The 12398-nt window shown below is 53.5% G+C and carries 10 protein-coding genes; 7 read left to right on the top strand and 3 right to left on the bottom strand.

Annotated features, from left to right (window positions below; genetic code table 11):
• The first annotated feature begins 87 nt into the window (after nt 1–87).
• From IEY53_RS02405 to IEY53_RS02385, 5 genes are all read left to right on the top strand, one after another.
• Nucleotides 88–852 (top strand): DUF1836 domain-containing protein, encoded by a 765-nt coding sequence (locus tag IEY53_RS02405; RefSeq protein WP_189022010.1) that lies wholly within the window; start codon nt 88–90, stop codon nt 850–852.
• 92 nt (nt 853–944) lie between these two features.
• Entirely contained in the window at nt 945–2147 is a 1203-nt protein-coding gene (locus IEY53_RS02400; protein WP_189022202.1) for an MFS transporter, read from the top strand.
• 193 nt (nt 2148–2340) lie between these two features.
• Nucleotides 2341–4002, top strand: a complete 1662-nt coding sequence (locus IEY53_RS02395) for a TerB N-terminal domain-containing protein (protein ID WP_189022009.1) — start codon at nt 2341–2343, stop codon at nt 4000–4002.
• Nucleotides 4003–4010: 8 nt separating this feature from the next.
• Nucleotides 4011–5333 carry an ATP-binding protein gene (locus tag IEY53_RS02390; protein ID WP_189022008.1) on the top strand — a complete coding sequence of 441 codons (1323 nt, stop codon included), beginning with the start codon at nt 4011–4013 and terminating at the stop codon, nt 5331–5333.
• Nucleotides 5330–7528 carry a DEAD/DEAH box helicase gene (locus tag IEY53_RS02385; RefSeq protein WP_189022007.1) on the top strand — a complete coding sequence of 733 codons (2199 nt, stop codon included), beginning with the start codon at nt 5330–5332 and terminating at the stop codon, nt 7526–7528. The genes IEY53_RS02390 and IEY53_RS02385 overlap by 4 nt, the downstream gene beginning before the upstream one ends.
• A gap of 485 nt (nt 7529–8013) precedes the next feature.
• Here the strand turns inward: IEY53_RS02385 and IEY53_RS02380 are convergent, their stop codons facing one another.
• Together IEY53_RS02380 and IEY53_RS02375 are read right to left on the bottom strand one after the other, a co-directional pair.
• Nucleotides 8014–8328, bottom strand: a complete 315-nt coding sequence (locus tag IEY53_RS02380; protein WP_189022006.1) for a DUF4190 domain-containing protein — start codon at nt 8326–8328, stop codon at nt 8014–8016.
• Nucleotides 8329–8448: 120 nt separating this feature from the next.
• A complete protein-coding gene (locus IEY53_RS02375; protein ID WP_189022005.1) occupies nt 8449–9243 on the bottom strand; it encodes a GNAT family N-acetyltransferase in 795 nt (264 codons plus the stop codon).
• Nucleotides 9244–9312: 69 nt separating this feature from the next.
• Here IEY53_RS02375 and IEY53_RS02370 point away from each other — a divergent pair, with 69 nt between their 5' ends.
• On the top strand, nt 9313–9834 hold the full coding sequence (locus IEY53_RS02370; RefSeq protein ID WP_189022004.1) for a GrpB family protein: 522 nt from the start codon (nt 9313–9315) through the stop codon (nt 9832–9834).
• 32 nt (nt 9835–9866) lie between these two features.
• On the opposite strand, the gene IEY53_RS02365 is transcribed toward IEY53_RS02370, so the two are convergent.
• Nucleotides 9867–10739 carry an AraC family transcriptional regulator gene (locus tag IEY53_RS02365; protein ID WP_189022003.1) on the bottom strand — a complete coding sequence of 291 codons (873 nt, stop codon included), beginning with the start codon at nt 10737–10739 and terminating at the stop codon, nt 9867–9869.
• A gap of 240 nt (nt 10740–10979) precedes the next feature.
• Here IEY53_RS02365 and IEY53_RS02360 point away from each other — a divergent pair, with 240 nt between their 5' ends.
• Nucleotides 10980–12278, top strand: coding sequence for an alpha-glucosidase/alpha-galactosidase (locus tag IEY53_RS02360; protein ID WP_189022002.1), 1299 nt, complete (start codon nt 10980–10982; stop codon nt 12276–12278).
• Nucleotides 12279–12398 lie beyond the last annotated feature (120 nt).

The raw sequence follows: 12398 nt of genomic DNA, 5'->3' as shown, positions 1-12398 counted from the left end.
AAATAGGTTATACTCATATTATGAGTTCTTAAGAACTTATTTTACGAACTTTTCACTTAAAAATCAAATGGTGGAGGTATACCAGACATGGAAGCTTTTTCACTAAGCCGAATTGAAATGTCCTGCCTTCTGCTTTCACTGACTGGACATTCGGACCGCAAACCGCTGCATATCCTGCAGGGAGCCTGGTCGAAGTACCATCAAATGGAGGTACAGGAGGGCAAGTCGCTACCGGCCTTTCTTTCAACTGATATCCCACCCATCCTGCAAAAAATAATCAAAGGCGGCAGCGTCAAAGGTTTATCACTCGGAGAAATTGCCTCGCTTGGCCAATTGATAGAGTATTCCACACTTTCCGTTACCGCTATGCAGAACTGGGTCAAACGCGATTTCAAAGAATACCTGGGTTCGCCCCGGGAAGGAAAGAAATATTCAATGAATCAGGCGGCGCTGCTGTTTATCATTGATGATCTTAAGGCGTCACTGGATTTCGAAAGCATCCGGCAGCTGTTTCATCTAATGTTCCTGAAGCCCGAACGCGACGACGACGACTTGATTGAGCCGGCCACGCTGTATTATGAATATGCCAGTTTATTTGAAGAGATTAAGCGTAATCCAGCTATGCAAGCCCGTGGCATGGAAGCTGTGGACCTCTCCAATGCAGCTTCCTGGAAGAACAGCCCGTTAATCGCATCTACGGAGAGAATTATCAACCGGCTGGCCCATCTCACAAGGACACAGCAGGAAGCTGTACGCAACATGCTGCTTATAGCGGCCATATCGGTGCAGACCAGTTATTTTCAGTCTCTCGCCAGACAATATTTTAATGCGGCGTTATTCCTTGATTTTTGACTCCTTCAATCTTAAAATGTGTAAGTAAAACCAGGCATTTGGACAAGATTAGACAATGAAAAGCGGAAGAGGGGTCCTTACAAGTGAATCAAATGACGCTCCTGCGTAATCCGAAAGAGCGCAAGCTGCTCTTCAGCGCAGGTCTAAGCTGGATGTTCGACGCAATGGACGTCGGGATGATTTCTTTTGTGGTTGCAGCTTTGGCCAAGGATTGGATGCTCGGGCCGGAGCAAATCGGCCTGTTGACCAGCATCAACTCGGTAGGCATGGCCGTTGGTGCCGCTGCCGCCGGCATACTGGCAGACCGGTTCGGACGCAAATCGGTGCTGCTGTGGACGCTGCTGATTTTTTCCGCGGCCAGCGGGCTGTCGGCGTTTGCGACCGGGTTTGCAGTCTTGTGTGTGCTGCGGTTCGTTGCCGGCTTCGGGCTGGGAGGCGAACTGCCTGTAGCTTCAACACTGGTGGCCGAAAGCATGCCTGCAAGTCAGCGTGGACGGGCAGTTGTATTGCTCGAGAGCTTCTGGGCGGTCGGCTGGATCCTGTCGGCTCTGATCGCCTTTTTTGTGATCCCGGATTACGGCTGGCGGATCGCCTTCGGGTTAGGCGCCGTACCTGCCCTGTATGCTCTTTACCTGCGCAGGGCCATTGACGACTCCCCGCGATTCGCGGAGATCAAACGGGCACCTGTCTCGTTAAGCAAGCGGATCGCGACGGTCTGGTCCTCCGAATACCGCCGGTCCACAATTATGCTGTGGATCTTGTGGTTTACGGTAGTTTTCTCCTATTATGGAATGTTTCTGTGGCTGCCAACGGTCATGGTGCTGAAGGGCTTCAGTCTGGTCAAAAGCTTCGAATATGTATTGATCATGACGCTGGCCCAGCTCCCCGGGTATTTCACAGCCGCTTATTTCATCGAGAAATTCGGCCGGAAGTTCGTACTGGTGATCTATCTGCTGCTGACTGCGGTCAGCGCGGCCTGGTTCGGTAATTCGACCACGGAAGGGATGCTGATGGCAGCGGGAATCTGCCTATCCTTCTTCAATCTTGGCGCTTGGGGCGGAATGTACGCCTATACACCTGAGCTGTATCCGACCTCAATCCGCTCTACCGGAGCGGGGCTTGCGACCTCTTTTGGACGGATTGGCGGTATTATTGCTCCCCTGCTGGTGGGTGTGCTTGTAGGACGTTCGGTTGGCATCGGCTCGATCTTTATGCTGTTTTTTGCAACGATTGTGGTCGGAGCACTGGCGGTGCTGTTTCTGGGCAAAGAAACCAAGGGGACTGAGCTGCTCTAAATCGTGAATCTGTTGCATTGACGTACTTGATGTTAATCTAGTAACAATGATAATATTATAGATACGAGACAGGCGGCTGGGCAGCACAATCAAGCAGGCAGACAAAACACCAAACGGTTCTTTCACGCATGTGAACAGGGCCGTTTCTTTTTGCTAAATAAGGAATGAACAGGTGTTCGGGGAGAGATGGCAGATGAGCAAGGAAGGGCGGCAGCCGCATTTCACGGAATTAATCTTTGAGAGCACGGAACAGAATGTAGCCATTCCTCCACGCGGGTCACAGGAGCAGCCGAAGCTCCCGGCGCCGGGGCAAACGCAGAGTGCGAAGCCGCCAAAAGCGGCGGGGGCAGCCCCGCAAGCCAATGTACAGCTGTCACTCTGGGACAGTGAGGAGCAGGAGCATGAGCCGGTGACCACCACCGAGGCGCAGTTCACCAAGCGGGCCAGGGAATTGGAAGACCGGAAAGAACCGGCTTCCTTATTTGTTCCTTTCAAAAGCTATTGGCCAAACTATGGACATATGACAGGTGTGCAGAGCAGGTGGTATTTCTATTGGCGGAATGAGGTGCGGCAGGGCAGATATCCGAAGACGGATCTGTCTTACATATTCCTGCATGTCTATGAATTGATTAATGGGGTCGGCTGGAAGGAACCGCTGGACGGTTATGGCCAGTTGAACCGCATATGGGAAGCTTACCGGGCCCAGTATAAACGTCTGGATCAATATTTGGGCGGCTGGATTGCGGATTTTTCTTTTGTGCACCACCTGGATATTCCGTTATCGGTCATTGTGGCCCGTTCGCGCGGCCTGGCCGGAGACTTGGCGGAGCTGGAGCTTATGCGCTGTCTGTCCTCCTGTCCTGAGGAGCTGACTTTTCCCGTGCTTACAGCGCTTTCCGATTATGATATCAGCAAGTCCAAATTCTATACAGGTGACGGAAAAGAGGCCTGCGAGCAGTATATTCCGCAGGTAGTGGCCCTTATTGACGCCTATGTCGCCCGCAAGCAAGGCTCTAAGCTGGTGGAGATGTTCCCTCCGGGACCTCCGGTGATGCGGGAACGGTATTTGTTCCGCAGCGCCGTCTATGACATCTCCCTGTACGGATATTCTGTTCTTGTACCGGTCGTGCGGATCAGCAAGTCCCAGCCGCTGCGCAGCCTCGTTACCCGTTTGTTCCGGTTGACCGAGAATAAGCTGCGTGAGCTGATGGGCTTCCGGGGCCGGCTTAAGGGAGTGAATGTGGATGCGGATATGGAAACACTGGTTACCCGTTTCCTGCAACGGGAATTCCGGAAGGCCGAGCAGGAGCAGAACGGGCCGGCAGTTGTTATCGACCAGGAGAAGCTTACCCGTCTGGAGCAGGATTCGGAGATTGTGCGCAGCATGCTTACGATAGACGATACACTCTTTTCTGACTCTGCGGACAACGGAGCGGAGCTGGAGATATCGGACTTGCCGGTGATAAAGAGGCAGAACCCTGATCAAAGCGAACCCGCAGTTAGACGGATGTCCGATGTTGCTGATGTTGGAGAGGTTCCCAGGGACATTGCGCCGGCGGCCCGATCTGCGGAGCCTTCGGGGCCTGTGCCGCCAGCCCTGTCTGCGGATCCAGGTACAGAATGGGAGCAGTTCATGAGCGGGCTTACTCCTCTGCAGAGGGAAGTTGTGTCTGCCCTGGCCCAGGGAGACGGGCTGGAGGGTATGGACAGATTGGCTGCGGCACACGGAACGATGCCGGAGCTGCTGATGGATGAGATTAATGAACTTGCTATGGACATACTCGGAGACCTTTTGATTGACGGGGAAGAGATCACCGAGGAATTTGTGCCTATGCTGTCAACTTTGAAGAGGTGAACGACGGAATGAGTGAACTAAGAATACCCAAACGAATGACAACGGCGCTGGTCAACTCGCTGACTGCGGGAGTGGTTCCGCGGATCGGGCTGGAGCATATTGCGGTGGGACGGCGGCCGGAAGTCGAAGCGATCCTGAGAGATATGGAGAACATCGCCGAAGGCGGAGCTGCTTTTAAGCTGATTACGGGTAAATTCGGCAGCGGCAAAAGCTTCCTGCTGCAAATCATCCGCAACTATGCGATGGACCGGGAATTCGTCGTGGCAGATGCCGATCTTTCGCCGGAGCGGAGGCTGGTCGGAACCAAAGGGCAAGGCCTGTCCACCTACCGTGAGCTGATGAGCCATCTCTCGACCCGGACGCGGCCGGATGGCGGCGCTCTGGAAGTGATTTTACAGAAATGGATCTTTACGCTGCAGCAGACGGTTATGCAGGAGAAGAATTATACCCCTGACCATCCGCAGCTGGGGGAAGAGGTGGAGAAACGGATCTATGCCGTGGCTTCGGAGATGCGGGGACTTGTGCATGGCTTTGATTTCGCCAAAGTGCTGGCCTCTTACTGGAATGGGCATAAGCTGGCCGAAGATGACTTGAAGCAAGATGCGCTGCGCTGGCTGCGCGGTGAATTTGCGACCCGTACAGAAGCGCGGAAGGCGCTTGGTGTAGGCGTCATTATCGACGACGATAACTGGTATGACTATATGAAGTTATGGGCGGAGTTCACTGCAGCGATCGGCTACAAAGGTCTGCTGCTGTTCATCGACGAAGGTGTGAATCTATATAAAATCACAAACAGCATCTCCCGGCAGAGCAACTATGAGAAGCTGCTGACGATGTTCAACGATACGATGCAGGGCAAAGCTGAACATCTGGGGATCTTTCTGGGGGGGACCCCGCAATTCGTGGAGGACGGACGCCGCGGGCTGTTCAGCTATGAAGCGCTCCGTTCCCGGCTGGTGGCCGGACGGTACGGCGCCGCGGGCGTGAACAACTATACCGGACCGATCATCGCACTGGACATGCTCTCCCACGAGGAAATTCTGGTGCTGCTCCAGAAGCTGCGGGACATTCATGCTTTGCACTATGGTTATACGGCGGCCTTGACACAGGAGCAGCTGGTGCATTTCATGGAGGAGGCCGTCGGCCGTCTGGGGGCGGATGAGCTGCTGACTGCGCGTGAAGTGGTACGTGACTTCATGGATCTGCTGCACACCTTGCATCAGCACCCGGAGATGTCGTTCGAGAAGCTGGTGGGGGAACGCACGACAACCAAAAACGAGGATAGCGGGGACAATGAATTGGACGGCTTCCTGGCGGAGTTTGAGCTATGAGCGACAATCCATTCTACCGGCTGGCACCGTTCATCAAGGAGTTCATCTATAAGAACCGCTGGGAGACGCTCCGCGAGGCCCAAGTGGATGCCTGCCGCATCCTGTTCGATACGCCGCATCATCTGTTGATAGCTTCCGGGACGGCTTCGGGCAAGACGGAGGCGGCTTTTTTTCCCGCGCTGACGGAGCTGTATGAACGTCCTTCCGGTTCTGTAGGCATTCTGTATATAGCTCCGCTGAAGGCACTGATTAACGACCAGTTTACGCGTCTGAACGATCTGCTGCGGGAAGGGCACATTCCGGTCTGGCATTGGCATGGTGATGTACCCCAGGCGGACAAGACCAGGCTGGTGCAGAATCCTTCCGGTGTTCTGCAGATTACTCCGGAATCTCTTGAAGGCCTGCTCATGAACCGCCCGAATGCCATTCCGGCGCTATTCCATGATCTGCGCTTCATCGTGGTCGATGAAGTGCATGCGTTCATGGGAGCTGACCGCGGCATTCAGGTGCTCAGCCAGCTGGCGCGGATCTCGCGGATGGCCGGCTGCTATCCGCGCCGAATCGGTCTGTCCGCTACGCTTAGCGACTACGATTCGGTCACGAAATGGCTGGCAGCGGGGACACGCGAGCGAGTGGAGGTGTCTGCTCCGCAAGGCGGGCGCAAGCTGCGCCTCAGCGTGGAGCATTTCTCCTTCCCGGATGCGCGGGATGAGGTGCAGGCCGAGGCGCTGGAGCGGGCCAAGCAGTCCTATCATGACTTTATCTACGATCATACCCATCTCAAAAAAGCGCTGATCTTCACCAACAGCCGCACGGATGCCGAGACGGCGATTCTGGAGATGCGGCGGATTGCCGCGAAGCGCAGCCAGCGGGACGTGTTCCACGTCCACCACGGCAGCATCTCCGCGATGCTGCGTGAGGAGACGGAGGCCGCGCTGCGGCAAGGCTCCGGTCCGGCGGTGGCGGCAGCGACCCTGACGCTGGAGCTGGGCATTGACCTGGGCGAGCTGGAGCGTGTGCTCCAGCTCGGGGCCCCGTACAGCTGCGCCAGCTTTGTGCAGCGGCTGGGACGCTCAGGGAGGCGCGGCGACGCAGCCTCCGAGATGATCTTCGTCACGCCCGAGGAAGAAGATGAGGAGGCGCAGCTGCCTGCCCGCATGCCATGGACATTGCTGCGGGCGATTGCGGTAATCGAGCTGTATGTACGCGAGAAATGGGTGGAGCCGCTTGTTGTGCGGCAGCTGCCGATCGGGCTTTTGTACCACCAGACGATGAGCATCCTTAAGAGCATGGGCGAGGCGGAGCCGGAGGAGCTACAGGAGGCCGTACTCAGTCTGCCGTCCTTCCAAGGCATCGAACCGGCCGACTATGAAGCGTTCATGACCTATATGCTGGGCATGGGCCAAATTGAACGGATGGATGAGGGCAGTCTGATTATCGGCATGGCTGGCGAGAAGATCGTCAATAACTTCCGTTTCTACGCGGTATTCAAGGACGATGAGGAGCATGTGGTCTACAACGGAACAGAGGAAATCGGTTCAATTACTACGGTTCCGCCGCCGGGATATTGTTTCACACTGGCCGGGAAGCTGTGGAAGGTGGAAGAGGTGGACAACCGCCACAAGGCTGTGTATGTGAAGACTTCACGCGGTAAGGTAGACACCTTATGGCTGGGAGCAGGGGGCGATGTGCACACCCGCATTATGAATAAGATCCGCGAGGTGCTGGGGGCAACGGCGCTGTATCCATACTTGGCTCCGAGCGCCGCCGCCCGCCTGGAACGGGCCCGCCGTCTGGCGAAGGAGAGCGGCCTCCTCCAGCGCTCCGTGCTGCCGGCGGGCGGGGATTCCATGTTCATTCTGCCTTGGGCCGGGAGCCGGCAGTTCCGTACGCTGGAGCGGCTGCTCAAGAACAATCTCAAAGGCCCGCTTGGTCTGCGCTCCATCGTGCCGATGGAACCGTATTATATGGTTGTAGCGGGGACAACCACTGCGGAAACGCTGGAGGCGGAGATTATCGCCGAAACTTCGGCTGCGGCTGACCCGTTGACCCTGCTGGCACCGGATGAAGCCCCCTATTTAGGCAAATACGATGAATTCATTCCGCATGAGCTGGTACGTAAGGCGTTTTCGCTGGACGGGCTGGATTTGCCCGGGCTGGTAGAAGTGCTTAAACAGTGGCGGCAGCCGGGATGACGGTAACATCTAGCCGGACTGCATTGGAGTCCGTCCAAACAAAACCTCCCGAATAGAGCAGATATGCTCATGTTCGGGAGGTCTTTTTCCGTTGTCGAGGGGGTTGTTGTGAAACAATCCTAGTACAGGGCTGTTTGATATGGATTAGCGTTCGTCACCAGCCTTCGATCTGTTCTAATGTATATCGTACCTCAGAATGGTTTAAACGAGGCTCAAATATCCATCATGATGTATTTTGTACATTCAAAGGATAGCCATAAGGCACTTTTCGGCGAATACAGCGATTCCTGCTGCACCAAATACACTGAAATCCTAAAACAAGCCTACTTTTGCCCATCCTGATGTATAAAGTGCACGCTAGCGAGCTCCGCCCTAGACTTACAACGTGCACGCTAGCGAGCTCCGCCCTAGACTTACAGCGTGCCTTCCGGGAGGTAGCTTTCGAATGCGCCAGCTAGTCCCACCTTTTAAAGGCTGATGCTGTCCTAGTAATTATACGCAGCGGCCATGACAAGGATAAAGATAATAATCAGTATGGCGTAGATCAGGGAGCCGACAATTCCGCAGACCAGACCGGCGATGGCCATCCCGCGCCCCTCTTCATAGGTTCTTCGTATTTCCTTAAGCGAGATTGCGGCCAGAATAATGGCGACGATTCCGAACAGAAAACCGATATAAGGGATTACGATTGATAAAATTCCTAGGACCATAGAGGCGATGGATTTGCCGTTAGTTCGCTGCGGAGGCGGCGGTGGCAGGTAATATTCATGATGTCCTTGGGGTGGTGGCGGGTAACTCATACTGTATATCCTCCTAATTGAATATGTACTTTGCTAGAACTTTGTTAAGCAATCGGGTTAGAAAAAACGCTATAAGTAGGTTCCTGCTCACTATAGTATAATATTTACAGCGTACAGATGCTATCTGTTTGTGAATGATTGCTTGTAATTCGTCCAGTGGCCAAGCGTAACACAACGTACAAGACCTATGGATTCAGCGAGCCGGATCGAAGGCAAGTTCGTCTCCAGAACATGATATCTCGGAAGGTTTCCTTGCTCCAGAACTTCTTGCAGGGCGGAGGAGACGACGCTTCGTGCGTAACCTTTTCCCCTGGCAGACTCTATTGTATATACCGCACCAATCTCCCAAATCTGTTCCTCGTTCTTAAAGGCGAGACAGGTGCTTACAGGCACTCCCGCCTCAAAGATGGACAGGGAAAAAGCGCCCTCCCTAAAGTAATCCCCCATCTCTTCCCAAGTGTAATGATTGCCTGCCCAGAGCGGAATAAGGCGTTCATCGGGAACATCACTGCGTACTGCTTGTTCATCTCTCAAGAACTGCGCTGCCTCTGTAGTAGTGTAAGAGAAGAAAACCCGGGCTTTGTGCAAATCGAAGTGGTTCGCTAAGGCTAACATGTACTGCTCATCTTGCAGTTTGAAGACTAGATGGCTAGGATAAGGGAGCAGTCTTAACAGGGCCGGAAAGAGCTTAGGGCTGCTGTAATCCATAAACACGATATAGTCCGCCTGCGGATAAGTGCGGTGATCATAGGAATAGGCGGCAGCCGGCAAGAGCAGCAAGATGCCCCAATTACCGTCCTCTTCGATCAAATGTGTTGTCATAGACGAATGAAAGGAGCTTAGCATTTTGAGCAGACTGACATTCTTGAGCGGATTCTCCCGCAGTTTCTCTTGGATTGTATCAATGGGGTTCATTCGGCGTTCCTCTATTCCTGATTAGTGGTTGTAGCTAAATAACAATTATACGGAAAGAAGGGAATACCCGTGTCAAAAATTATTTCAATCGTCGAAGTCGTGGCCTACAAGCATGCGTGGAAGGAGGAGTACCGGCAAATCAAAGAACATCTCCTCGCTCATGTGGGAGATCTCGTTCTTGCCTGCGAGCATGTAGGCAGCACATCGGTCGAGGGCTTGGCCGCCAAGCCGATTATTGATCTGGATCTCGTCATGGAGAGTTATGACCAGCTGCCAGAGATCATCTTGCGCTTGCAGCAGATTGGTTATGTCCATGAGGGGACTCTGGGGATCGAAGGACGGGAAGCGTTCCGCAGAGAGACAGCCGGCGCGTTCATGAACCATCATCTGTATGTCTGTCCGAAGGACGGCAAAGGTTACTTGGAGCATATCGCCTTCAGGGATTATCTCCGTGCGAACAGGGAAGCTTGCCGGCAGTACGGCGAGCTCAAACAACGCTTGGCGGAACAATACCGTACGGATCGCACGGCATATGGCGAAGCTAAGACTGCCTTTATTAATTCTATTCTGAACATGGATGATTTATCATGAGCCAGCAAAGAGGCGCTGGCATAATCCGCTGTTCACAACAACTCAGAGTCCTGCCGCAGCTTGCTGCGGTATTCGCTCGGCGCCATGCCGCTCCATTTGCGGAACTGTTTGGAGAAATACAGTGCATCATTAAAGCCGACGGAAGAGGACACCTGATCGATGGTCAGATACCCGCAGAGCAGCTCTTTGGCTTTTTCCATCCGCACTTTGAGCAGATACTGCTTGGGCGACATGCCGGTCCGTGCTTTGAATGCTTTGGACAAATGAGCCCGGTGATAACCAAGGGTGGAAGCCATATGATCGATGCTGATCTGTTGATGGAATTGCAGAGTGATCCAGCGGACGGCCCGGTCGATCTGGCGGTTGATCATCTCCGGGATTTCCCGGGGGAGCTCAGGCAACGTATGGAGGTTGGCCAGGCCGAAGTGATGCAGCAACAGACGCAGCCAGCCCGAGGCCTCAAGGCTTTCGAGCCGGGGGTAAGCAGATTGGCGGAAGGACAGGCGCAGCCGCTCATAGACCGTATACACCTCGCTTGTATTCTCTACATGGAGCACCGGATGCTCCAGAGTAATTCCGATACCCTCCAGCAGCGGCTGCACTGCCTCTCCTTGAAAGGCGACCCATACATAATGCCAGGGATGGTCGTGGTCCGCTTTATAGCTGAATAAAGTGCCTGGAAAAATGACGAACGTATCGCCTGCCTTGCAGGACTGGGTGACATTTCCGGTCTGAAACACTCCCTCACCATCCAGCACAGTATGGATCAGATAATAATCGTGTACCGAGGGGCCCATCTGATGGTCGGGATAAGGTTTTCCTTCGCCGCTGAAGAGCACGGCCAGCTCACGTTCTTCTGTAAACAGATTAAAGCCTGCAGCAATGTAATAATGCTCGGGATTCATGGCAACCTCCTTTACTCCTACCTAAATCTTACAACCCTCACTTATAAAATGCAACAAACGTCCATATATCTCTTGTATTTCTCCATACTCTTTGTGAGCGCTCTATTCTATAGTGAATATAGAAAGAAAAAGCGATTCCTCACTGTGAATACAGTGTTTATAGGCAATGGTCATACACATGTATTGTAGAGCCCCCAGATTCCAGTGAGCTTCACTCAACTAAAAGGAGGATTATTCGTTATGTCTAAAATTACATTTATCGGTGCAGGGAGTACTGTGTTTGCCAAAAACGTGCTGGGTGACTGTATGGCTACCCCGGCGCTGCAAGGGTTCGAGCTGGCCTTGTTTGATATTGACCTGCAGCGGCTCACTGATTCGGAGAACATGCTGAATAATATCAAACACAGCAGCGGCAGCACGTGTATCGTCAAGGCTTATACGGACCGCAAAGAAGCTCTGCGCGGAGCCAAATACGTAATCAACGCGATCCAGGTCGGCGGTTATGATCCTTGCACGATTACCGATTTTGAAATCCCGAAGAAATACGGTCTCCGGCAGACAATTGCCGATACAGTAGGGATCGGCGGGATCTTCCGCAACCTGCGGACCATTCCGGTGATGCTGGATTTCGCTGCGGATGTGCGGGAGGTATGCCCGGATGCGCTTTTTATGAATTATACGAATCCGATGGCGGTGCTTACAAATGTTATGAACACGTATGGGGGAATTCAGACAGTGGGTCTGTGCCACAGTGTGCAGCAATGTATTCCCGGATTGTTCGAACATCTCGGTATTGACCAGACGGGTGTGCAGGCTAAGATTGCCGGAATCAACCACATGGCCTGGCTGCTGGAGGTCACGAAGGACGGGCAAGATCTGTACCCTGAAATCAAGCGCCGTGCCCGCGAGAAACAGCAGGAACCACATGGTGACATGGTCCGCTATGAGATGATGCTGAAGTTCGGCTATTACATTACCGAGTCTTCCGAGCACAATGCGGAATATCATCCTTATTTCATCAAACGGAACTATCCCGAGCTGATCGAACGCTTCCAGATTCCGCTGGACGAGTATCCCCGCCGTTGCGTGGAGCAGATTGGCCGCTGGCAGGAGATGCGCGAGGAATTGGTGAACAATCAGGAGCTTAAGCATGAACGCTCGCACGAATATGCATCCCACATTATGGAGGCTATCGAGACCAATGTGCCGTTCAAGATCGGCGGCAACGTGATGAACACCGGACTGATTACCAATCTGCCAAAAGAAGCTTGCGTGGAGGTGCCTTGCCTGGTAGACCGCAGCGGTGTAACGCCAACCTTCGTGGGCGACCTGCCTCCGCAGTGTGCTGCGCTGAACCGTACGAACATCAATACTCAGCTGCTGACGATTGAAGCGGCCATCACGGGCAAAAAAGAACATATCTATCATGCGGCCATGCTTGACCCGCACACGGCTGCAGAGCTGTCGATGGATGATATCGTGAGTATGTGCGATGAGCTGATTGCCGCCCACGGTGACTGGCTGCCGCAGTATAAATAAGCTTGTATTAAAGAGGACAGGATACTTCTTTCCAAGGAGATCCTGTCTTTTTGCTGTGCCTGGAACTAAGGCTCTACGCTTGGGTAACTGGGAAGGTTTGTTGCTTGTATCAGAGCTAAT

The sequence above is a fragment of the Paenibacillus albidus genome, assembly GCF_014644435.1.
In the GTDB taxonomy this organism is placed as follows: Bacteria; Bacillota; Bacilli; order Paenibacillales; family Paenibacillaceae; genus Paenibacillus_AQ; species Paenibacillus_AQ albidus.
Note: the sequence above shows the minus strand (reverse complement) of the source record. Positions and strands in the feature narration are given on the sequence as shown.

Excerpts from the sequence above, each read along its gene's own strand:
- IEY53_RS02400 (WP_189022202.1), top strand. The coding sequence starts at position 945 with ATGACGCTCCTGCGTAATCCGAAAGAGCGCAAGCTGCTCTTCAGCGCA.
- IEY53_RS02380 (WP_189022006.1), bottom strand. The coding sequence starts at position 8,328 with ATGAGTTACCCGCCACCACCCCAAGGACATCATGAATATTACCTGCCA.
- IEY53_RS02395 (WP_189022009.1), top strand. The coding sequence starts at position 2,341 with ATGAGCAAGGAAGGGCGGCAGCCGCATTTCACGGAATTAATCTTTGAG.
- IEY53_RS02365 (WP_189022003.1), bottom strand. The coding sequence starts at position 10,739 with ATGAATCCCGAGCATTATTACATTGCTGCAGGCTTTAATCTGTTTACA.
- IEY53_RS02385 (WP_189022007.1), top strand. The coding sequence starts at position 5,330 with ATGAGCGACAATCCATTCTACCGGCTGGCACCGTTCATCAAGGAGTTC.
- IEY53_RS02390 (WP_189022008.1), top strand. The coding sequence starts at position 4,011 with ATGAGTGAACTAAGAATACCCAAACGAATGACAACGGCGCTGGTCAAC.
- IEY53_RS02405 (WP_189022010.1), top strand. The coding sequence starts at position 88 with ATGGAAGCTTTTTCACTAAGCCGAATTGAAATGTCCTGCCTTCTGCTT.
- IEY53_RS02375 (WP_189022005.1), bottom strand. The coding sequence starts at position 9,243 with ATGAACCCCATTGATACAATCCAAGAGAAACTGCGGGAGAATCCGCTC.
- IEY53_RS02360 (WP_189022002.1), top strand. The coding sequence starts at position 10,980 with ATGTCTAAAATTACATTTATCGGTGCAGGGAGTACTGTGTTTGCCAAA.